The organism is Dankookia sp. P2, assembly GCF_050632255.1.
Classification (GTDB): domain Bacteria; phylum Pseudomonadota; class Alphaproteobacteria; order Acetobacterales; family Acetobacteraceae; genus Paracraurococcus.
Genome location: NZ_CP192581.1, coordinates 2,123,727 through 2,143,804, shown reverse-complemented (window position 1 = coordinate 2,143,804; position 20,078 = coordinate 2,123,727). Strand labels below are relative to the sequence as shown.

24 protein-coding genes and 4 pseudogenes are annotated in these 20,078 nt (G+C 71.9%); 15 read left to right on the top strand and 13 right to left on the bottom strand.

Going from position 1 to position 20,078, the window contains the following annotated elements:
• Window positions 1-64: 64 nt before the first annotated feature.
• The 7 genes and pseudogenes from ACQ86J_RS12740 to ACQ86J_RS12710 all read right to left on the bottom strand — a co-directional run bounded on the left by ACQ86J_RS12740 (window position 65) and on the right by ACQ86J_RS12710 (window position 7,006).
• Window positions 65-430: a hypothetical protein gene (locus ACQ86J_RS12740; protein WP_431271389.1), complete on the bottom strand. Its 366-nt coding sequence runs from the start codon at window positions 428-430 to the stop codon at window positions 65-67.
• Window positions 430-978: an NUDIX domain-containing protein gene (locus ACQ86J_RS12735; protein ID WP_431271388.1), complete on the bottom strand. Its 549-nt coding sequence runs from the start codon at window positions 976-978 to the stop codon at window positions 430-432. Before ACQ86J_RS12735 ends, ACQ86J_RS12740 begins: the two co-directional genes overlap by 1 nt.
• A 106-nt stretch (window positions 979-1,084) precedes the next feature.
• Window positions 1,085-1,384, bottom strand: coding sequence for a hypothetical protein (locus ACQ86J_RS12730; RefSeq protein WP_431271387.1), 300 nt, complete (start codon window positions 1,382-1,384; stop codon window positions 1,085-1,087).
• Window positions 1,385-1,450: 66 nt separating this feature from the next.
• On the bottom strand, window positions 1,451-2,644 hold the full coding sequence (locus ACQ86J_RS12725; protein WP_431271386.1) for a phosphoglycerate kinase: 1,194 nt from the start codon (window positions 2,642-2,644) through the stop codon (window positions 1,451-1,453).
• A gap of 144 nt (window positions 2,645-2,788) precedes the next feature.
• Complete coding sequence (gene gap / locus ACQ86J_RS12720; protein ID WP_431271385.1) at window positions 2,789-3,805, bottom strand: type I glyceraldehyde-3-phosphate dehydrogenase; 1,017 nt, start codon at window positions 3,803-3,805, stop codon at window positions 2,789-2,791.
• A 40-nt stretch (window positions 3,806-3,845) separates the two neighbouring features.
• Window positions 3,846-5,884, bottom strand: a pseudogene (tkt, locus tag ACQ86J_RS12715) (transketolase).
• 84 nt (window positions 5,885-5,968) lie between these two features.
• Complete coding sequence (locus ACQ86J_RS12710) at window positions 5,969-7,006, bottom strand: esterase (protein WP_431271384.1); 1,038 nt, start codon at window positions 7,004-7,006, stop codon at window positions 5,969-5,971.
• A 107-nt stretch (window positions 7,007-7,113) separates the two neighbouring features.
• On the opposite strand from ACQ86J_RS12710, the gene ACQ86J_RS12705 reads away from it, so the two are divergent.
• Window positions 7,114-7,866, top strand: a complete 753-nt coding sequence (locus ACQ86J_RS12705) for a VIT1/CCC1 transporter family protein (RefSeq protein ID WP_431271383.1) — start codon at window positions 7,114-7,116, stop codon at window positions 7,864-7,866.
• Between the two features lie 178 nt (window positions 7,867-8,044).
• Here ACQ86J_RS12705 and fabG read toward each other — a convergent pair.
• Together fabG and fabD are read right to left on the bottom strand one after the other, a co-directional pair.
• A pseudogene (gene fabG / locus ACQ86J_RS12700) lies at window positions 8,045-8,781 on the bottom strand (3-oxoacyl-[acyl-carrier-protein] reductase).
• Window positions 8,782-8,793: 12 nt separating this feature from the next.
• Window positions 8,794-9,752, bottom strand: a pseudogene (gene fabD / locus ACQ86J_RS12695) (ACP S-malonyltransferase).
• Window positions 9,753-9,928: 176 nt separating this feature from the next.
• Between fabD and ACQ86J_RS12690 the strand changes: the two are divergent.
• The 3 genes from ACQ86J_RS12690 to ACQ86J_RS12680 all read left to right on the top strand — a co-directional run bounded on the left by ACQ86J_RS12690 (window position 9,929) and on the right by ACQ86J_RS12680 (window position 12,552).
• Window positions 9,929-10,669 carry a hypothetical protein gene (locus ACQ86J_RS12690; protein ID WP_431271382.1) on the top strand — a complete coding sequence of 247 codons (741 nt, stop codon included), beginning with the start codon at window positions 9,929-9,931 and terminating at the stop codon, window positions 10,667-10,669.
• A 208-nt stretch (window positions 10,670-10,877) separates the two neighbouring features.
• Window positions 10,878-11,309: a hypothetical protein gene (locus ACQ86J_RS12685; protein WP_431271381.1), complete on the top strand. Its 432-nt coding sequence runs from the start codon at window positions 10,878-10,880 to the stop codon at window positions 11,307-11,309.
• Window positions 11,296-12,552 carry an FkbM family methyltransferase gene (locus ACQ86J_RS12680; protein ID WP_431271380.1) on the top strand — a complete coding sequence of 419 codons (1,257 nt, stop codon included), beginning with the start codon at window positions 11,296-11,298 and terminating at the stop codon, window positions 12,550-12,552. Before ACQ86J_RS12685 ends, ACQ86J_RS12680 begins: the two co-directional genes overlap by 14 nt.
• On the opposite strand, the gene ACQ86J_RS12675 is transcribed toward ACQ86J_RS12680, so the two are convergent.
• Window positions 12,506-12,655: a hypothetical protein gene (locus ACQ86J_RS12675; protein WP_431272387.1), complete on the bottom strand. Its 150-nt coding sequence runs from the start codon at window positions 12,653-12,655 to the stop codon at window positions 12,506-12,508. The two genes, ACQ86J_RS12680 and ACQ86J_RS12675, sit on opposite strands and share 47 nt — an antisense overlap.
• Window positions 12,656-13,158: 503 nt before the next feature.
• On the opposite strand from ACQ86J_RS12675, the gene ACQ86J_RS12670 reads away from it, so the two are divergent.
• A complete protein-coding gene (locus ACQ86J_RS12670) occupies window positions 13,159-13,554 on the top strand; it encodes a response regulator (RefSeq protein ID WP_431271379.1) in 396 nt (131 codons plus the stop codon).
• Here ACQ86J_RS12670 and ACQ86J_RS12665 read toward each other — a convergent pair.
• Entirely contained in the window at window positions 13,551-13,901 is a 351-nt protein-coding gene (locus tag ACQ86J_RS12665) for a hypothetical protein (RefSeq protein WP_431271378.1), read from the bottom strand. The genes ACQ86J_RS12670 and ACQ86J_RS12665 overlap by 4 nt on opposite strands.
• Window positions 13,902-13,915: 14 nt before the next feature.
• On the opposite strand from ACQ86J_RS12665, the gene ACQ86J_RS12660 reads away from it, so the two are divergent.
• From ACQ86J_RS12660 to ACQ86J_RS12615, 10 genes and pseudogenes are all read left to right on the top strand, one after another.
• Window positions 13,916-14,206: a hypothetical protein gene (locus ACQ86J_RS12660; protein WP_431271377.1), complete on the top strand. Its 291-nt coding sequence runs from the start codon at window positions 13,916-13,918 to the stop codon at window positions 14,204-14,206.
• A gap of 302 nt (window positions 14,207-14,508) precedes the next feature.
• A pseudogene (gene rpsF / locus ACQ86J_RS12655) lies at window positions 14,509-14,980 on the top strand (30S ribosomal protein S6).
• Between the two features lie 6 nt (window positions 14,981-14,986).
• A complete protein-coding gene (gene rpsR, locus ACQ86J_RS12650) occupies window positions 14,987-15,271 on the top strand; it encodes a 30S ribosomal protein S18 (protein ID WP_431271376.1) in 285 nt (94 codons plus the stop codon).
• 162 nt (window positions 15,272-15,433) lie between these two features.
• Window positions 15,434-16,249, top strand: coding sequence for a hypothetical protein (locus ACQ86J_RS12645; RefSeq protein ID WP_431271375.1), 816 nt, complete (start codon window positions 15,434-15,436; stop codon window positions 16,247-16,249).
• Window positions 16,250-16,265: 16 nt separating this feature from the next.
• Complete coding sequence (gene rplI / locus ACQ86J_RS12640; RefSeq protein WP_431271374.1) at window positions 16,266-16,820, top strand: 50S ribosomal protein L9; 555 nt, start codon at window positions 16,266-16,268, stop codon at window positions 16,818-16,820.
• A 107-nt stretch (window positions 16,821-16,927) separates the two neighbouring features.
• The gene (locus ACQ86J_RS12635) at window positions 16,928-17,491 is read left to right on the top strand and encodes a demethoxyubiquinone hydroxylase family protein (RefSeq protein WP_431271373.1); all 564 of its coding nucleotides are present in this window, start codon (window positions 16,928-16,930) and stop codon (window positions 17,489-17,491) included.
• Between the two features lie 5 nt (window positions 17,492-17,496).
• Complete coding sequence (locus tag ACQ86J_RS12630; protein WP_431271372.1) at window positions 17,497-17,841, top strand: thiol-disulfide oxidoreductase DCC family protein; 345 nt, start codon at window positions 17,497-17,499, stop codon at window positions 17,839-17,841.
• A gap of 261 nt (window positions 17,842-18,102) precedes the next feature.
• Window positions 18,103-18,570 carry an SDR family oxidoreductase gene (locus ACQ86J_RS12625; protein WP_431271371.1) on the top strand — a complete coding sequence of 156 codons (468 nt, stop codon included), beginning with the start codon at window positions 18,103-18,105 and terminating at the stop codon, window positions 18,568-18,570.
• A 32-nt stretch (window positions 18,571-18,602) separates the two neighbouring features.
• Window positions 18,603-18,995 carry an RNA polymerase sigma factor region1.1 domain-containing protein gene (locus tag ACQ86J_RS12620; RefSeq protein ID WP_431271370.1) on the top strand — a complete coding sequence of 131 codons (393 nt, stop codon included), beginning with the start codon at window positions 18,603-18,605 and terminating at the stop codon, window positions 18,993-18,995.
• A 75-nt stretch (window positions 18,996-19,070) separates the two neighbouring features.
• Complete coding sequence (locus ACQ86J_RS12615; protein WP_431271369.1) at window positions 19,071-19,460, top strand: RNA polymerase sigma factor region1.1 domain-containing protein; 390 nt, start codon at window positions 19,071-19,073, stop codon at window positions 19,458-19,460.
• 3 nt (window positions 19,461-19,463) lie between these two features.
• On the opposite strand, the gene ACQ86J_RS12610 is transcribed toward ACQ86J_RS12615, so the two are convergent.
• Window positions 19,464-19,793 carry a type II toxin-antitoxin system PemK/MazF family toxin gene (locus tag ACQ86J_RS12610; RefSeq protein ID WP_431271368.1) on the bottom strand — a complete coding sequence of 110 codons (330 nt, stop codon included), beginning with the start codon at window positions 19,791-19,793 and terminating at the stop codon, window positions 19,464-19,466.
• On the bottom strand, window positions 19,784-19,993 hold the full coding sequence (locus tag ACQ86J_RS12605) for an antitoxin MazE family protein (RefSeq protein ID WP_431271367.1): 210 nt from the start codon (window positions 19,991-19,993) through the stop codon (window positions 19,784-19,786). Before ACQ86J_RS12605 ends, ACQ86J_RS12610 begins: the two co-directional genes overlap by 10 nt.
• Window positions 19,994-20,078 lie beyond the last annotated feature (85 nt).

The window sequence follows — 20,078 nt, the reverse complement described above, 5'->3', positions numbered from 1 at the left end:
CTCACGAACGACAAAGGCGAGGTTCGGGGAGGAAACGCTTTCCTCCCCAACCTTCCTTCTCCCTTCAGTAGGAGAACGGGACGTTCAGCCGCGCCCCGGGCGCCGGCTTGAAGAGCTTATCCTCCAGCAGGTCCGGGCTGCCCTGATCGGCCTGGCCGCGGCCGGGCAGGTTGCGGTTGATGATGCTGGGATTGATCCGTGCGCGGTCCTGCTCGACCACCCGCGGGCCTTCCTTGCTGCGGTCCGGCACCGGCGCCACGGAGGATGCCGTCGGCTGGCCGGCTTTCTGCGACTGCGGCATCGCTGGCTGCTTCGGCAGGATCAGCGCCGGCGGCTTCCGCCCGCCCTTGCCCGGCTGCGCCGCCGGCGCCGGCGCGGAGAAGCCCGCGAGGAGCAGCAGCAGCAGGGGCAGCCGGCCGAGCTTGCGCATCAGAGCCCCGGCGGCTGCGCCAGCGGCCGGGTGCCGCGCGGATCCTCGGTCGGGTTCATCGCCGGCAGGCCGAGGGGCCGCCCCTGCATCGCCCGCCATTGCCGCAGCGACCAATGGACGGACGGGAAGGCCAGCTGGTCCCAGGGGATCTCGTCCCAATCGAAAAGCCGGACATCGAGGCTTTCCGGCCCGGCCTCGAAGCCCGGCTCGGCCAGGCCGGCGCGGAAGATGACCTGCACCTGGCCGATGCGGGCGATGGAATAGATCGCCAGCACGCCCTCGATCGCGATGCGGGCGCGGGCCTCTTCCCAGGCCTCGCGCCGAGCGCCTTCCTCTACCGTCTCGGAAAGCTCCATGTAGCCGGCGGGCAGGGTCCAGAAGCCGTGCCGCGGCTCGATCGCCCGGCGGCAGAGCAGGATGCGGCCGTCCACCGACACGACGCTGCCGACGATGATCTTCGGGTTCTCATAGGCGACGAAGCCGCAATCCCGGCAGGTCAGCCGTTCCCGGTCATCGCCGGATGGCACGGTACGGATGAAGTCGGGCATCGGCGAACGATGCGCGGCGGCGCCGAGGCGCGCAAGAGGGGCGCCGGGCCGGCAACGGCCCCGCCGCGGAGCGTGACGAAGGCCAGGGCGGGAAGGGCCGGCCTTGCTAGACCCGCAGATCCAGCAGCGAACCGCGCGGCAGCGGCTGGCTCGGCTGCGCCGGCACCGCGCCGAGCGGCCGCTGCGGCGCGCTGCCGCCGTCCCGGGCCTGCAGGGGCGCCGCTTGCGGGACGCCGCGGACCGGCTGCGCATCGCCCGGCCGGCCGACCGACGGCGTGAAGGCGCTGAGGGAGTTGGTGGCGATCATGCGCAGGATGGTAGCGCCAAGATCCGAATCGACGGTTAAGGCCACCCGCCGCGCGGGAGAGCGGAAGCCGCGGGCCGGGACGGCGGGGACGATGCGCATGGCATCGCTCTACCCCGCCGCCGCGTTAACCTTCCAGTAACCGCTGGTTGTTGCGAGGGCGCGTGATTACGCCTCGAGCGCCGCGACCCCAGGCAGGGTCTTGCCTTCCAGCCATTCGAGGAAGGCGCCGCCCGCGGCGGAGACGTAGGTCATCCGCTCGGCGACGCCGGCATGCTTCAGCGCCGAGACGGTGTCGCCGCCGCCGCCGATCGACTTCAGCCCGGCCGATTGCGTCAGCGCCGCCACCGACTGCGCCACCGCCACCGTCGCCGCGTCGAAGGGCGGGATCTCGAAGGCGCCGAGCGGGCCGTTCCAGACCAGGGTCGAGGCTTGGCGCAGCCGCGCCTCTATCGCCGCCACCGTGTCGGGCCCGACATCGAGCGCCATCATGTCGGCCGGCACGCTTTCGATGCCCACCGTGCGGGACGGCGCATTGGCGGCGAAGGTGGCGGAGACGACCAGGTCGATCGGCAGCAGGATCTCGCAGTTGTTCGCCCTGGCCTCGGCCAGCATCTTCAGGGCCGTCTCGTGCATCTCGGCTTCCTGCAGCGACTTGCCCATGGCATGGCCCTGCGCCGCGAGGAAAGTGTTTGCCATGGCGCCGCCGATCACCAGCACGTCGACCTTCGAGGACAGGTTGCCGATCAGGTCGAGCTTGGTGCTGACCTTGGCGCCGCCGACGATGGCGACCACGGGCCGCGAGGGATTGCCGAGCGCGGCGTCCAACGCCTCGAGCTCGGCCTGCATCAGCCGCCCCGCATAGGCCGGCAGCAGCCGCGCCACGCCCTCCGTGCTGGCATGCGCGCGATGCGCCGCGGAGAAGGCGTCGTTGACGAAGACATCGGCGAGCTTGGCCATGCCGCGGGCCAACTCGGGGTCGTTCTTCTCCTCGCCGGCGTGGTAGCGGGTGTTCTCCAGCAGGATCACGTCGCCGTCCCGCATCGCCGCCGCGGCCGCCTCGGCCTCTGGCCCGACGCAGTCATCAACGAAGGACACCTTCTTGCCGAGTGCCTCGGCCAGCGCCTCGGCCATCGGTGCCAGCGACATCTCCGGCACGCGCTTGCCCTTGGGGCGGTCGAAATGGCTGCAGACGATGACGCGGCCGCCCTTGTCGGCGAGTTCGGCGATGGTGGGCGAGAGCCGGTCGATCCGCGTGCGGTCGGTGATCCGGCCGTCCTTGACCGGCAGGTTCAGGTCGGCGCGCAGCAGCACGCGCTTGCCGCGGGGGTCGAGGCTGTCGAGGGTGCGGAACTTGGCCATCGGGAAGATCCTTCGGAGCGGGGCGTCGCAGGACCGAACGCCGAAAGGCGGCGATCGGTCCTGCGGTCACTCGGAAAGGCGCCCGCCGCAACGGCGCCCCCCGACCTTTGGGGAGGGTCGGGTGGGCGCCGGGTGGTCTGGGTCTTAGAGGCTGCCGAAGAGCGCGGCGGTGTCGCTCATGCGGTTGGAGAAGCCCCACTCGTTGTCGTACCAGGTCATGACCCGCGCCATGGCGCCGTCCACCACCGCGGTCTGCGTCGCGTCGAAGGTGGACGAAGCCGGGTTGTGGTTGAAGTCGATGCTGACCAGCGGCGCGGTGTTGTAGGCCAGGATGCCCTTCAGCTCGCCCTCGGCCGCCTTCTTCATGGCGGCGTTGATGTCCTCCTTCGTCACGCCTTCCTTCTTCAGGTTGACGTCGAGGGAGACGAGCGAGACGTTCGGCGTCGGGATGCGGATGGCGGTGCCGTCCAGCTTGCCCTTCAGCTTCGGCAGCACGAGGCCAACGGCCTTCGCGGCGCCGGTGCTGGTCGGGATGGCGGAGACGGCGGCCGCGCGGGCGCGGTGCAGGTCCTTGTGCAGCGTGTCGACGGTGTTCTGGTCGCCCGTATAGGCGTGGATCGTCACCATGTAGCCGCGCAGGATGCCGAAATTGTCGTGCAGCACCTTGGCCACCGGGGCCAGGCAGTTGGTGGTGCAGGAGGCATTGGAGATGACGGTCATCTCCTTGGTCAGCGTCTTCTCATTGACGCCGTAGACGATGGTCGCATCGGCATTGTCGCCGGGGGCGGAGATGACCACCTTACGCGCGCCGGCGGCGATCAGCGCCGAGGCCTTCTCCTTGCTGGTGAAGATGCCGGTGCATTCCATCGCCACGTCGACGCCCTGGAAGGGCACCTTGGTCGGGTCGCGCTCGGCGCTGACCACGATCGGCGCATAGGTGCGGCCGTTGGCGGTGATGATGATCTTGTTGCCGTCGACAGCGACCTCGCCGGGGAAGCGGCCATGGACGCTGTCGTAGCGGAACAGGTGGGCATTCGCCTCGACGCTGCCGAGGTCGTTGATCGCGACGCACTCGACATCGGTGCGGTTGCTCTCGATCATCGCGCGCAGCACCAGGCGACCGATGCGCCCGAACCCGTTGATGGCGACCTTCACAGCCATGGTGGTGTTCCTTCTTCCCGTGTTCCGGTTCTACGCGATATCAGCCCAGGCGCTTCTTCACCGCCGCGACAACCGCCTCCGGCGTGATGCCGAAATGGCGGAACAGGTCCTCCGCCGGGGCCGAGGCGCCGAAGCCGCCCATGCCGACGAAGATTCCTCCGGCCCCAGCCAGCGGTCCCAGCCGAAGCCGACCGCGGCCTCGATCCCGACCCGCAGCGCATCGCCCAGCACCTGGTCGCGGTAGCTGGGGTCCTGCGCCGCGAAGAGCTCCCAGGACGGCAGCGAGACCACGGCGGTGGCGATGCCCTCCGCCTCGAGCGCCGTCCGCGCCGTCAGCGCCAGCCCGACCTCGGAGCCCGTGGCGATCAGCGTGGCGCGGCGCGAGCCGGACGCCTCCTCGACCACGTAGCCGCCGCGGGCGCAGCGGTTCTCCCCGGCGTCCGAGCGAAAGGTCGCCAGGTTCTGCCGCGACAGCGCCAGCACCGTCGGGCCATCGGCGCGCTTCACCGCCAGCTCCCAGCACTCAGCGGTCTCCATCGCATCGCCCGGGCGGAAGACCACCAGGTTGGGGATGCAGCGGAGGCCGGCGAGCGTCTCGACCGGCTGATGGGTCGGGCCGTCCTCGCCGAGGCCGATGCTGTCATGCGTCAGCACATGGATGACCCGCTGCCGCATCAGCGCCGCCAGCCGGATCGCCGGCCGCATGTAGTCGGCGAAGACCAGGAAGGTGCCGGAATAGGGGATGACGCCGCCATGCAGCGCCATGCCGTTCATGGCAGAGGCCATGCCATGCTCGCGCACGCCCCAATGGACGTAGCGCCCGGCGAAATTGCCGCGCGTGACGGAAGGAATGCCCTTCACGTTGGTGTTGTTCGAGCCGGTCAGGTCGGCCGAGCCGCCGATCATTTCCGGCACCGCCGGGACCAAGGCCTCCAGCGCCTTCTGCGAGGAGACCCGCGTCGCGAGCTTCGGCTTGCCCTCGGCGAGCGAGGCGCGCAGCGCCGCCAGCGGCTCGTGCCAGGCCTCGGGCAGCTTGCCGGCCATGGCGCGCTCGAACTCCGCCTGCATCGGGTGCTTGGCCAGCCGCTTCAGCCAGGCGCGGCGGGTGCCGGCGCCGCGGCGGCCGGCGGCCTCCCAGCGCTCGCGGATGCCGTCGGGCACCTCGAAGGGCGGGTGGTTCCAGCCCATCGCGCTCTTCGCCGCCGCCGCTTCCTTCTCGCCGAGCGGGCTGCCATGGCTGCCCGCGGTGCCGGCCTTGGTCGGGGCGGAGAAGCCGATGATGGTGCGGCAGGCCAGCAGAACGGGCTTGCGCGACCGCGTCGCCCAGGCGAGCGCCGCATCCACCTCCGCGGCATCATGCTCGTCGACCCGCCGCACCGCCCAGCCATAGGCCTGGAAGCGCTTCAGCGTGTCGTCGGTGAAGGACAGGCTGGTGTCGCCATCGATGGTGATGCTGTTGTCGTCATACAGCACGCAGAGCTTCTCGAGCTGCAGGTGCCCGGCGAGGCTCGCCGCCTCGTGGCTGATGCCCTCCTGCAGGCAGCCGTCGCCGCAGATCACCCAGGTGCGGTGGTCGACCAGCGACTTGCCGAAGCGGGCGGCCAGGATGCGCTCCGCCAGCGCCATGCCGACAGCGTTGGCGATGCCCTGGCCAAGCGGGCCGGTCGTGGTCTCAATCCCCGGATGCTCGCCGAATTCCGGGTGGCCGGCGGCCGGGGAATGCAGTTGGCGGAAGCGCTGCAGCTCCTCGATCCCCATGCCGGCATGGCCGGTCAGGTGCAGCAGCGCATAGAGCAGCATCGAGCCGTGCCCGGCCGAGAGCACGAAGCGGTCGCGGTCTGCCCAGCGGGGGTCGCCGGCGTCGAATTTCAGGTAGCGGGTGAACAGCGCGGTGGCGACGTCGGCCATGCCCATCGGCATGCCGGGATGGCCCGACTTGGCCTTCTCCACGGCATCGATGGCCAGGGCCCGGATCGCATCCGCCATCCGCCGCTCCTCGGTCGCCGGCCGCGCCAGGATGGCGGCCTGGGCCGCGAGGGCGGGGTTGGGGGCGTCGGGGCTCGGGGCGAGGCTGGCCAAGGATGAGGTCTCCGGATCGCCGCGCCCTATACGTCGATGGGCCTTTCCGGGCAACCGCGCGGGGCGGCCGCCCCGCGCGGCGGCCTATTTCATCAGCCCCTTCGAGGCCATCCAGCCCTGCACCCGGCCGGCGATCTCGTCCGAGTTGGTGTCCATCATCAGCATGTGCAGATTGCCGCGGATGCCCGTCGCCGGCAGGTCGAGCGTATCCGCGGTGCCGCCGGCGCTGCGGATCTGGCCCTGCCAGCGCTCGATATTGGCGCGGACCTTGCCCCAGAAGGGATGCTCGGCCAGGTGGTCGCCCCAGACCACCAGATGCGGGACGTCCTTCAGCCTCGCCGCATCGGCCGCCTGCGGCGGCGCGCCGGAGGGCTCGACCGCGATCAGCGCGCGGATCTTGTCCGGGGCGTTCAGCGCGGCGGTGAAGCCGAAATTGCCGCCCTGGCTGTGCACCACGACGACGCAGGGGCAGGCGGCCTGGACATAGGCGTCGTAGGCCGCCTGGATCTGCCGGTCCGTCGTCGCCCAGCGCGGCACGCCCTGCTTCATGAACTGGTCCCAGTAGGGCAGGGGGAAGCGGCTGTCGGGAAAGGCCACGCGCCTGGCCGCATCCCGGTTCCAGCCGGCCTGGTCGCCCAGCCGGAACAGCCCCCAGCCCTCGCCCATGGTGCGGAAGATCGGCTCGCCCGGCAGGACCTCCGGGAAGCGGGCCCAGCCGCTGCGGCCGCGCTCCATCGCGTCCGAGACCCAGACATCGTGCCCGGCGCGGAGGAAGAACATCTGCCAGCCCGGCCGGCCATCCGGCGTCGTCTCCCAGGTCACGCCGGTCAGGCCGCCGCCATGCCAGAGCAGCAGCGGGTACCGTGCCCGCGGATTGGCGAGCTTCACGTACTGCGCATACATCTGCTCGACCTGGAACTCGCCGTTCGGGTTCATCCGGGTCGGCGGCGCGCCGGCGGAGAAGGTGATCTCCTTCTCCGGCAGGCCTTCCAGCATGGCGATGCGGCCGCCGACATGCAGGCTGCCGATCTCGCGAACCTGCAGGGGACCAGCCTGGGTCTGGGCCTGCGCCGGCAGCGCCATGGCGGCCATGAGCGCGGCCGCGAGGAAGGTGCGATGCATGTTTCGTTTCCGTCCCGTGGTTGGCCTTGCCCCTAGACTGCCACCCGCCGGACGGGCGGGGAAGCCGGCTGGCGGCGCGCCGTTGCGGCGCGGTATAGAGGTGGCCCATGGATACCCCCGCCCCCGCGCCCGGCCCGTACCGCGAAGGCCTGCCGCCGCAGCCGCCCGGCCCGCCCGAGGGCGAGCAGCATTTCACCGGCTCCGAGACCGTGCGGGACCTGGTCATCGGCATGGCCGATGGCCTCACCGTGCCCTTCGCGCTGGCCGCCGGCCTGTCGGGCGCGGTCGCCGCCAACCCGCTGATCGTCACCGCCGGCCTGGCCGAAATCGCCGCGGGCTGCGTCGCCATGGGGCTCGGCGGCTACCTCGCGGCGCGGACCGATGCGCAGCACTACCAGGCCGAGCGCAAGCGCGAGGAGGCCGAGACCCACACCTATCCCGACCGTGAGAAATGGGAGGTCTCGGCCATCCTCCACCGCTACGGAGCTGCGGGGGAGACCCTGCAGCGGGCGACCGAGGCGATCGCCGCCGACCGCCGCCGCTGGGTGGACTTCATGATGCGGTTCGAGCTGGAACTGAGCGAGCCGGCGGCCGACCGGGCGGTGCGCTCGGCGGCGACGATTGGCGGTGCCTATGTGGTGGGCGGGCTGATCCCGCTCTCGCCCTACATCCTGCTGGACGGGGTGGCGGAGGCGCTGGTCGCCTCCTCGCTCATGACCGGCATCGCGCTGTTCGGCTTCGGCTGGCTGAAGGCGCGGGCAACCGGGCTGCCGGTGCTGCGCGGGGCGGTGCAGACGCTGGCGATCGGCGGGCTGGCCGCGGTGGTGGCCTATGCGGTGGCGCGGCTGGTCGGGGGCTGAGAAGCGAGATCGGGAAGGGAAAAGTATTCCTTCCCCAAACTCCATCCTTCCTTCTTGTGGGTCAGGAACTCGCCGCGCGGCGGCTGCCGGCTCACAAAAATAGATGACGGTCGGACGCATTGCGCCCAACGGGAGAATACCGTCTCCCTTGGCCTTGCTTCTCTTGGCCGCCGGCGCCTCAGATCATTGCCATCCCGCCATTCACGTGCAGGGTCTGGCCGGTGACCCAGCCGGCCTCGGCGCTGGCCAGGTAGACCACGGCGCCGGCGATGTCCTCCGGCGCGCCCATCCGCGCCGCCGGGATGCGTGACAGCAGCGCGGTCCGCTGCGCCTCGCCCAGCGCGTCGGTCATCGCCGTCTTGACGAAGCCCGGGGCCACGACGTTCACCGTGACGTTGCGCGTCGCCACTTCCTGCGCGAGCGACTTGCTCATGCCGATCAGCCCGGCCTTGGCCGCGGCATAGTTGGCCTGGCCGGCATTGCCGGTGACGCCGACGATCGAGGCGATCGAGACGATCCGGCCATGCCGCTTCTTCATCATGCCCCGCAGCGCCGCGCGGGCCAGGCGGAAGGGCGCGGTCAGGTCGACCTCCAGCACCGCGTTCCAGTCGGCATCGCCCATGCGCAGCGCCAGCATGTCGCGGGTGAAGCCGGCATTATTCACCAGGATGTCGAGCCCGCCGAGCCCGGCCTCGACCTGCTCGACCAGCGCCGCGGGGCTGCCGCGTCGGCCAGGTCGGCCGGCGCCACCAGCACGCGCTCGCCCAACTCGGCCGCCAGCGCCTCCAGCTCCGTCGCGCGGCGGCCGGTGAGGGCGACGGAGGCGCCCTGCGCATGCAGCGCCCGGGCGACGGCGGCGCCGATGCCCCCGGTGGCACCGGTGACGAGGGCAACCTTGCCATCGAGACGGAACATGGCGCGGTCTCCTCAGAGCGTCTTCAGGAAGGCTTCGATATCGGCCGGGTTGCCGATGGCGACGGCCGAGGCGTCGGGCGCGTTCCGCTTCATCAGCCCGGTCAGCACCTTGCCGGCGCCGAGCTCGGCGAAGCGGTCGCAGCCCATGCTCGCCATGGCGGCGACGCAGTCGCGCCAGCGCACCGTGCCGGTCACCTGCTTCACCAGCAGGTCGCGGATCTCGGCCGGGTCGGTCGCTTTGTCGGCCGAGACATTGGCGACGACCGGCACCACCGGGGCGCTGACCGTCGCGCGTTCCAGCGCCTCGGCCATCGCATCCGCCGCCGGCGCCATCAGCGCGCAGTGGAAGGGGCGGAGACCGGCAGCGGCATGGCCCGCTTGATGCCGGCGCCCGGCGCCGCTGCCACGGCGCGGTCCACCGCGCCCTTGGCGCCGGAGATCACCACCTGGCCGCCGCCATTGTCGTTGGCCACCTGCAGCACCTCGGCCTTGCCGGTCGCGGGGTCGACCCGCGCCGCCTCGCACAGGGCCTCGGCCTGGGCCGGCTCGGCGCCGAGCAGCGCCGCCATCGCGCCGGTGCCCGGCGGGGTCGCCTTCTGCATCGCCTCTCCGCGCAGCCGCAGCAGGCGGGCGGCGGTCGGCAGGTCGAAGGCGCGGGCCGCGGTCAGCGCGGAATACTCGCCGAGGGAATGGCCGGCGACGAGGGCCACGCGCGTGGCGAGGTCGAAGCCACCTTCGGCCTCCAGCACCCGCAGTACGGCCACCGAATGCGCCATCAGCGCCGGCTGGGCATTGGCGGTCAGGGTCAGCTCCTCGGCCGGGCCCTCGAACATCAGGGCGGACAGGCGTTGCTTGAGTGCCTCGTCCACCTCCTGAAAGACCTCCCGCGCGGCGGGGAAGGCGGCGGCGAGGTCGCGGCCCATGCCGGGGGCCTGGCTGCCCTGGCCGGGGAAGACGAAGGCGAGCGCCATGGCGGGTTTTTCCTTGTGGGCGGGCCGTGCGTGATGGGCGGGCGGGGTAAAGGTCGGTCACCCGACTGTCAACTTTCGCCCCAATCTTCACGCGCCGGAAGGAAAGCCGGGGGCAGGCTGCGCAGCTTGCAGCGGGAGCGGGGCATGGCGGGGCTGGCGGCGGAGGGGAGATGCCGGTGCTGATCCCGGCCTTCAACAATCCGACCTATGTCGCTGCCATGGTGGCGCAGCTGCTGCGCTTCCCCGGGCTGCGGCCGGTGGTGCTCGACAACGGCTCGGAATACCCGCCGGCGCTGGAGCTTTACCGCCGCTGGGCGGCGGAGGGGCTGGCGCCAGGCCGGTTGCTGGTGGTGCCGCTCGGCCGCAATCTCGGGCCGCGGGCGGTATGGCAAGATCCCGGCTTCCTGCGCTCGCTGCCGCGGCATTTCTGCCTGACCGACCCGGACCTGGCGCTGAACCCCGCCTTGCCCATCGATTTCTGCGCGACGCTGGCGCGGGTGACCGAGGCCTGCCGGGTGGGCAAGGCCGGCTTCGCCCTCAGCCTCGAGGACTGTCCCCTGATGCAGGACCGGCCCTTCCGCCATGCCGATGGCTGGAAGCGGATCTGGGAGTCGGAGGCGGTGCACTGGCGGCATCCGGTGGCAGTGCCGGGAATCGCCACGCCGCTGTACCGCGCCGACATCGACACCACCTTCGCGCTCTACGACCAGGCGCATTTCGACCCGGCGCGGCCCTTCGAGGGCATCCGCGTCGCAGGCGACTTCGCCGCGCGGCACCTGCCCTGGTATCGCGACACCGGCCTGCCGGCAGAGGAGGAGGCCTTCTATCGGCGGGCGGCGGAGTATTCCTACTACATGGGCGACCGGCCGGCGGTGCAGCTGCGGGCGTTGTTCGCGCGGCAGGATGCGCTGGCGTGAAGGTCGGGGAGGGAAACAGGTGTTCCCTCCCGTTGGACGCATGCGTCCAACCCCTCCCTTCCCTTTTGCGGGTCGGGTGCCGCCGCGCGGCGAATGCGAGACTCAGAGAAATAGAGGAGGGTCCAGGGAGGATACTTCCTCCCTGGCCTTAACTTTGCTTTTACGCGCCCCGTTTCATCGTGCCCCGGCAGCCAGAAGGGGCCATGCCATGCAGGATGCAACGGGGGAGGGCAGGCCGCCGCGCCTGGCCGTCCTGCAGTTGCGGGGGCTGGAGCATTTCCTGCCCGACCTCCTGGCCGGCCTCGCCGCCACCGGCGCCATCGAGGTCCGCCCCTTCACCGTAACCGGCCCGGAGGTGCTGGCCGAGGCCCTGGCCTGGACCGACGACCCCGCGCGCGACGCGCTCTGGTTCGAATTCTGCTGGCCGCCCTTCCCGGACCTCATCGCCCGCACCGACTTCGCCGGCCGCCGCGTGCTGGTCCGCATCCACCGGGTCGAGGCCTACGAGGCCCCGCATGTCGCCCGCTGCGACTGGTCCAGGGTGGACGACGCCATCGTGGTCAGCGAGGACATGGCCCGCATCGTGCTGCAATCGGCGCCGCTGCTGGAACGCACCACGCGGCTGCATGGTCGTGCATAACGGGCTCGACCTGGCCCGCTTCGCCCCGGCCGCCACGGACATGCCCCGCTTGGCCGACCCGTTCCGCATCGGCTGGTGCGGCAGCATGATCGCGCGGAAGAACCCGACCCTGGCGCTCGAGGTCCTGGCCCGGCTGCTGGAGGAGGATGCCCGCTGGCGGCTGCACATCGTGGCGACGCCGGGCGACCGGATGGTGCAGGACGCGCTGCTGCGGCTGGTGCCGCGCATGGGGCTCGCCGGCGCGGTGCGCTTCGACGGCGCGCTGCCGGCCGCGGCCATGCCCGCCTGGCATGCCCAGAACGCCGCGCTGCTCTCGACCAGCCTGCACGAGAGCTTCGGCTATGCCATCGCCGAGGCGGCCGCCGCCGGCTGCGACCTCGCGGTGCTGGACCATCGCGGGGCGGAGGAATTCTGGCCGGAGGAGGTCCGCTTCGGCACGGTGGACCAGGCGGTGGTCCTGCTCTGCAACGCCCGGCCGGGCCGCTGGCGCGGGCTGGTCGCGGCCCGCTTCGGCCTCGGCGCCCAGGTGGAGGCGGTGCTGGGCCTGCTGCGGGACCGCGTGCCGCCGGCGCCGCGCGAGCGGCTGATCCCGATCGCGCATGGCGGCTGGCAGGGCCGCTTCCCGCTGCGCAACCCGGCCGACCACATCCAGCACGGGCTGCTCTCGACCGGCGCCTTCTATGAGGCGGAGATGCTCGAGGACCTGCGCCGGCGGCTGCCGCCGGGCGGGCTCTTCGTCGATGTCGGCGCCAATATCGGCAACCATGCGCTGTTCGCCGCGGGGCCCTGCGGCGCCCGGGTCCTGGCCTTCGAGCCCTCGCCGGCGCTGGCGGACCATTGCGCCGCGACGCTCGCGGCGAACGGGCTCTCGGCAAGGCTCGATCTCCGCCGGCTCGGCCTCGGCGCCGCGCCCGGCACCGCCCGGCTGCGGCCCGGCCCCGGCCACAATGCCGGGCGGACCCGGCTCGACTGCGGCGAAGGGCAGGTCGCGGTCGCCCGGCTGGACGACGTGCTGGCCGAACGGCCGGACGCCATCAAGATCGATGTCGAGGGCATGGAGCCCGCGGTGTTGGAAGGCGCTCGCGGCACGCTCGGCCGGCACCGGCCGGCGATCTATGTGGAAACCCTGGAGGAGGCGGCCTTCGCCGCCGTGGCGGCGATCCTCGGCCCGCTCGGCTACCGGGCGGAGGCGCGGTTCAACCGCGACCCGACCTGGCTGTTCCTGCCCGGGCCGGCGCCTTGACCGTGGGTGCCCTGCGGCGCGGATCGGCCGTTGCGGCGATCTCCTGCACGAAAGCCGCCATCCAGTGTTCCAGGTCGCGGCCTTCCGGCCGGCCTTCCGCCAGCCACTGGAAATAGGCTCGCTCGCGGACCCGCTGGTCGAAGCGGTCCTCCGACTCTGGCGTGCCGCCGGCGAGGCTGCGCCACCAGTGCAGCAGCGCGGGCGGCAGCGGTTCGGCGACGATCGCCGCATAGCGGGCCTGCAGTCCGCGGCGAAGCCAGAGCTCGAAGGCATCGGGCTCCGCGGCGGCCGGGGCCGCGGACGCCGGGGCAGGCCGTGGACGGACCCCGGGACAGGGCGGTCAGGCGGCATGGCGCTGGGTTCCAGTGACGTCCGGTCCAAACGCGGGCGTTGAGCCAAGGTGCCCGCATCACTGCCGAGTCGCCAGGGGATTTGCGGGCTCCGCAGGACGGTCAGCGGAATCGATGCGGGCTCAATCACCCAATAGTGGCCAACCCAGATGCAGTACAACTCATGCGGGTAACTTTGTGGTGGGTTTATATTTCTCAGCATGGAAAAACCCGAGGCGCCATCGCAGGGTGAACGAGCGAAGGAGGCGTGCGCATCATGGCCATTCTGCTGGTGGAGGATGACACTGCCATCCGGCTGACCCTCGCCGAGCACATGGAGGATCTCGGGCTGGAGGTCTTCGATGCGGCCGATGCCGAAGCGGCCCAGGTCATTCTCGAGCAGCCGCCCGGCCGCATCACCGTTCTGGTGACCGACCTGAATCTGGGGCCAGGGGAGACCGGGCTGATGCTGGCCACCAAGGCACGGCGGCGGCTGCCCGTGCTGCGGGTCGTCTATGCCACCGGCAGCCCGGAAATGCTGCAGAGTCGCATCATGCGGCCCTGGGAAAGGCTTTTCATCAAGCCCTACGATGCCTGCCGGCTGGCGAGCGAGGTGCAGGTGCTGGACCGGGCCCTGCTGGGCGCCGCACCGGCGGTGCAGGTCCGCGGCTAGGGCTTCGCCCTCAGTCCGGCTCGGCCTCCCCTGCGGCTGGCCAGCGCCGCCGCGAGCGGCCCGGCAACCGCCGGGATCGCCGCGCCGGGGCGCGGCGCCGGCGGGGCGGGGACCAGCACCGGCGGGCCGGGCGGGGCCGGCACCATCTGCTGCAGCACCGTCGCGGCTGCGGCCGCGGCAGGATCCTCGGGCGGGCGCGGCGCCGGCTCGGCCCCGGTCGGCTCGGCGCGGGGCGGCGCCGGCTCCCGCGCCGGCGGGCGCGGCGCGGTCGCCACCGTGTAGTCGGGCACCACCCGCGCCTGGGTGCCGGTGATCACCAGCACCTTCTGTCCGATCGCCAGCGGCACGGTTGTCCTTCTGGGTGACCGAGAGCAGCTCGTCCTTTTCGGTCCGCACGATGTATTCGAAGGCCGGGGTATCGACCGCGGCGGATTCGGTCGCGCGGCCGATCAACCCGCCGACCAGCGCGCCGCCGACGCCGCCCAGCGCCTGGCCGATGCCGCCGCCCGGCGTCTGCGCCCCGAGCACGCCGCCGGCCGCGGCGCCGGCCGCGGCGCCGGTGCTGCCCTCGGCGCTGATCTGCACCTTGCGGACGCCGATCACCGCGCCGGGCTCGACCTTGTTCGCCTGCTGCACGGCGCGGGTGGCATAGGTGTCGGGCGAGTAGCGCTCGGCGCAGGCCGCCAGGCCGACCAGCAGGACCAGCAGGGGAAGACGGGACAAGGGCAAGTCCTTCTTTGGCGATCCGGGGCTGTCTAGAAGAAGCGGCAACGGCTTGTCATCCCGCATGCGTGAACCGTCCGGCCCCGCGACTCATCGCTTGCCCCGGCCGGCCCATCCGTGGTTTATGCGCCGCTTCCCTGCCGCCCGCGAAGGCATCGCGCGCGGCTATGCCCATTCGCGTGCGTCGGCATCCTGCCGGCGCCTCTGGGCTGAGCAGCCATAGGGGGATCCATGCCACTGTACGAAAGCGTGTTCATCGCACGCAACGACATCACGCAGGCCCAGGTCGACGCCGTCGCCGACCAGGTCGCCACCATCCTGACCGAACAGGGCGGCGAGGTGAAGAAGCGTGAATACTGGGGCCTGCGCGGCCTCGCCTACCGCATCAAGAAGAACCGCAAGGGGCACTACATGCTCCTCGGCATCGACGCCTTCGCCGGTGGCGATGCAGGAGGTCGAGCGCCAGCTCGGCCTGAACGAGGACGTGCTGCGCGTGCTGACGCTGCGGATCGAGGCGATCGACGAGGCGCCGTCCGCCATCCTGTCCCGCCGGGGCGAGGAGCGCGACCGTGACCGCGGCTTCCGCGGCCCGCGCCCGCCCGGGCGCTTCACCAGCGGCCGCCGCGACCGCGGCGACGAGCGCGAGGAATTCCGCGCCCGCCCGCGCGACGAAGTCGACCCCGCCACCGGCGGCGAGGAGTAATCCAGCATGTCCGACCAGACCTCCCCCGACCTGACGCCTGCTGGCCGCCGTCCCGCGGTCGGCGCCCGCCGGCCCTTCTACCGCCGCCGCAAGTCCTGCCCCTTCTCCGGCCCGAACGCGCCGAAGATCGACTACAAGGACGTGCGCCTGCTGTCCCGCTTCCTGTCGGAGCGCGGCAAGATCGTGCCGAGCCGCATCACCGCCGTCAGTGCGAAGAAGCAGCGCAAGCTCGCCAACGCCATCAAGCGCGCCCGCTTCCTGGCCCTGCTGCCCTACGTCATCAACGACTGAGGCAGCCGGGTCCGGCAACGGATCGCCAGGACGACGGAGCATGGGTGCGGTGACCGCGCTGCGGCCGCAGGGCCAAGGAAATGGCAAGGACTGCTCGGCGACCCCGGCCTGCTGGCTGGGGCGGCGGGCGGGCTCGTCTCGGCCATCCTGGCGCTCTGGGCCATGCGCGGCCTGCCGCTCGGCACCGGGCTATTCTGGCTGGCCAGCTTCCCGCTCTTCGCCGCGGGCCTCGGCTTCGGCGCCGCCGCCGCGGTGGTGGGCGGGCTGCTGGCGACGCTGCTGATCGCGCTGGTCCAGGGCGGCTTCGCCACCGTGACCTACCTGGTGCTCTTCGGGGTGCCGGCGCCGCTGCTGATGACGACGGCGCTGCGCAGCGGCAGGCTGAGCCTCTCCCTGCCGCTGGCGCTGCTCGGGCTCTGGCCGCTGTTGGTGCTGCTGGCGACCGCTGCCTTCCTGGCGGATGATGGCGGGCTGGAAGCGGCGATGCGGGACGCGATGGCGGCCTCGCTCACCCGGCTCGGCGTTCCGGCGCCGGAGGAATTCGTCGCCGCGCTGGTGCGGGTTAAGGCAGGCGCGATCGGCTTCTGGGCCGCCGTCTCCCTGCTGGCGAACGCGGTGGCGGCGGTGGGCTTCCTGGCGAAGCGCCAACTGCTGGCGGTGCCGCGGCCGGACTGGGCGGCCGTGCGGCTGCCGGGCTGGTACCCGCTGCTGCCGGCGATGGCGCTCGGGCTCTTACTGGCAATGCCGGCGGACAGCGACATCCTCGCCCTCTCGGCCCTGCTGCTGCTGGTGGTGCCGCTGTTCCTGCAGGGCGTCGCCGGGGTGCACACGCGGCTGCGCGGCGCCAGGGGAAGGCGGCCGATGCTGGCCGGCTTCTACCTGCTGCTGGTGCTCTTCCTCCAGGTGATGGGCCCGGGCCTCGTGGCCCTCGGCCTCTACGACCAATTCCTGCGGCGCCCGGCGCCGCGCCAAAGCTAAGACAGGTGCTACGCCAATGATCGAACTCATCCTGATGCAGCGTGTCGAGAAGCTCGGCCAGATGGGCGAGGTGGTGAAGGTTCGCCCGGGCTATGCCCGGAACTTCCTGCTGCCCAAGGGCCGCGCGATCCGCGCCAACGCCGCCAACCTGAAGCGCTTCGAGACCGATCGCGCCCAGCTGGAGGCGCAGAACCTGAAGCGCCGCGAGGAAGCCGAGCGCATCGGCGAGCGCGTCTCGGGCCTGACCGTCACCATCATCCGCCAGGCCGGCGAGTCGGGCAGCCTCTACGGCTCCGTCTCCGCCCGCGACATCGCCGAGGGCTGCAAGGAGGGCGGGCTCACCGTCAACCGCAACCAGGTCCTGCTGGAGCAGCCGATCAAGACGCTCGGCCTGACCAATGTCCGCGTCGAGCTGCACCCCGAGGTGCATATCAACGTCGTGGTCAATGTCGCCCGCTCCCTGGAGGAGGCCGAGCGCCAGGCCCGCGGCGAGGAGATCGTCCGCGAGGAGGAGCCGAGCCTCGAGGACGAGCTGCGCGCCGAGATCGGCGCCGCGATGGACGACCGCTGAGCGGCGACGCCGCCCCATCGGTGACGAGCAAGGGGCCCCTCGCGGGCCCTTCGCATTTCAGGCCTTGCCGGGCGCGGCGCACGGCCCAACTCCGTGCCATGAACGTCATGAGTGCCTCGGCCGCCCCGGCCATCGACCTGCCGCCGCTGCTGGCCAGCATCCCCGGCCTGCTCGGCGACCTCCGCTCCGACCATGCCGGGGAAACCGGCGCGGTGATGATCTATCGCGGCATCCTGGCCCGGGCGGCCGACCCGGCGATCCGCGCCTTCGCCAGGCAGCACCTGGCGACCGAGGCCGAGCACCTGCGGCTGCTGGAGGCGATGCTGGCGCCCGGCCAGCGCAGCATCCTGCTGCCGGTCTGGCGCGTCGCCGGCTTCCTGACCGGCTGGCTGCCGGCGCTTTTCGGCCCGCGCGCCGTCTATGCCACGATCGAGGCGGTGGAGACCTTCGTCGACCACCACTATGAGGAGCAGATCGCCAAGCTCGGCCATGGCGGCGCGGAAGGCGCGCTGCGCCGCCTGCTGGAGACCTGCCAGGGCGAGGAGGTCCACCACCGCGACGAGGCGGCGGCGGCGCTCGGCGGCGCGGCGCGCGGCCCGCTGCTGCGGGCCTGGGCCTTCGTCGTCGGCCATGGCAGCGCCGCGGCGGTCAGCGCCGCGCGGAGGATCTGAGCGCCATGGCCGAGCCGGAGGCTCCGCTGACCGTCTTCTACGACGGCGGCTGCCCCGTCTGCACCCGGGAGGTCGCGCTCTATCGCGACCGGATCGGCGCGGCGGGCCTCGACTGGGTCGATGTCTCCCGCGCCGCGCCGGAGGGGCTGGATCAGCAAGCGGCGCTGGCCCGCATCCATGCGCGGCTGCCGGATGGCAGGCTGGTCTCGGGCGCCGCGGCCTTCGCCGCCATCTGGCAGCGCGTGCCGGGCTTCCGCTGGCTCGGCCGGCTGGTCGCCTGGGCCCCGGTGGCGCCGCTGGCGGAGCTCGGCTATCGCGGCTTCCTGCGGGTGCGGCGGCTTTGGCGCTGAGCGGCCGGGGCGCCGAAGCGTCCGACCGCAGCCCTGCCGGACCCGGGTCCGCTGTGGTCCTGGGCGCCACGGGTGGAATCGGCGCGGCGCTGGTCGCGGCGCTGGAGGCGGAAGGGCGGTGGCGCCGGGTGATCGGCCTGTCGCGTCGCAGCGAGCCGGCGGTGGACGTCACCGAGGAGGCGGACCTTGCCGCCACGGCGGCCTGGCTGGCCGGGGAGGCGCCGGACCTGGCGCTGGTCGTCGTCGCCACCGGCTTTCTGCATGACGACCGTTTCCAGCCCGAAAAAGGCGATGCGCCAGCTCGACCCCGAGCACCTGGCGCGATCCTTCGCGGTGAACGCGATCGGCCCGGCGCTGGCGATGAAGCACCTGCTGCCACGGCTGCGGCGGGACGGGCGGTCGGTCTTCGCCGCGCTCTCGGCCCGGGTCGGCAGCATCGGCGACAACCGGCTGGGCGGCTGGTGGAGCTACCGCGCCTCCAAGGCGGCGCTGAACCAGCTGGTACGGACGGCGTCGATTGAGCTGAAGCGGGCCAATCCGGGGGCGGCGGTGGTGGCGATCCATCCGGGAACCGTGGACAGCGGCCTGTCTTCCCCCTTCTCCAAGGCCGGGCTCGAGGTGCAGGCGCCGGCCGAGGCGGCGCGGCGCATCCTCGACGTGCTGGCCGGGCTCGACCCGGCGCAGTCGGGCGGCTTCTTCGACCACAATGGCGCGCCGGTGGCCTGGTAGGCCGGCCGCGACAAGGGCAGGAAAAAGGGCGGATGAACAGATCTCCATTTCGGCCCTGGGTGCAGCGGATCGAGGCCCTGGTCGCCGCGGGCCGGGCACGCGGCCGGGTGACCCGGGCCGAGGTCGAGGCGGCACTCGGCGGACCCGCGACGCCGGCTGCGCTGGTCGACGAATGGATGGCGGCACTGCAGGCTCAGGGCATCGCGGTCGCCGAGGCGGAGGACGCCGTTCTCGACGCCACGACGGCCGGCGTGAAGCGGCTCATCGAACGCGGCAAGGTGCGCGGCTATGTCACCTTCGACGAGGTGAATGCCGCGCTGCCAGCGGACCGGGCTTCGACGGAGCTGATCGAGGATACGCTCTCCAGCCTCGGTGAAATGGGCATCACCATCATCGAGTCCGGGACGGAGGATGATGGCGGCTGACTTGGCGGCGCTTCGACCACAGGGACCAGCCCCTGGCGTGCTAGGCTCAAGTCGGCGATGACGGGGGATACCGCCATGGACAGCAATGCCTTCGGGCCCTGGGTGGAAGCCATCGGGGCGCTGGTGCGCCAGGGCAAGGCGCGCGGCTGGGTCACGCTCGACGAGGTGACGGCGGCGCTGGCGGCGCCCGAGGTCTCGGGCGAGCTGGTCGAGGACCTCCTGGAAGCGCTGGCGGAGCTGGAGATCGAGGTCGCCGACGAATCGGAAGCACCGGTGCTGCGCGGCCGCTTCCCCGACCGGCTGGCGCGCGAGATCGGCCGGCTGGTCCGCTGGGGGCAGGAGCGCGGCTATGTCACCCGGGCGGAGCTGCTGGCGGCCATGCCGCCCGAGGAGGTGGACGAGGCGCGGTTCAACGACACGGTGGCGTCGCTGCTGGGGATGGGAATCCGGGTGGTGGAGGGCTGAGGCTCAGCCGATCCCGAGGAAGAGCACCAGGGCACGGCTGATCCGCAGCATGTCATCCTCGGCCAGGGTGCCGATGCGGGTGCCGCGATCGGCGCGCGGGACGGTGGTGGTCTTGTCGATCATGGCGCGGCAGTCCGACCGCAGGCCGTTGCCGGGACTGGGCAGCAGCCCGGGCCGAATAGCCGGGGCCGACGTCGGGTTGGTCGTGCAGGGGATCAGGGTGACGGAGTCGAAACGGTGGAATGCGTCGTCCTGGATGATGATGGCGGGGCGCGGCTTCATGGCATAGGCGCCGCCCGAGACGGTCCGGATCTCGCCTCGCCTCAGGGCCATGCGGCCGAGATCGCCTCGACGCAGGCGATGTCAGCCTTCTCCTGCTCGCTTTCGGCGATGGCGCGGACCTGGCGCTGCAACTCCTCCGCAAAGCTCGAGGCCTGCCGGTTCGGCACCCAGATCTGCAGCGGGCGCAGCCCTTGGCGGCGCATGTTCTCGCGGTAGCGGCGGACCTTGCCGCGCTTGGCCTTGGCGCTCATTGGGCACCTTCGGGGTGACATGTTACCCCGCTCGCCCCGGGTTTAAGCGCCCGGAAATGCGAAGGGCCCTTGCGGGCCCCTTGCT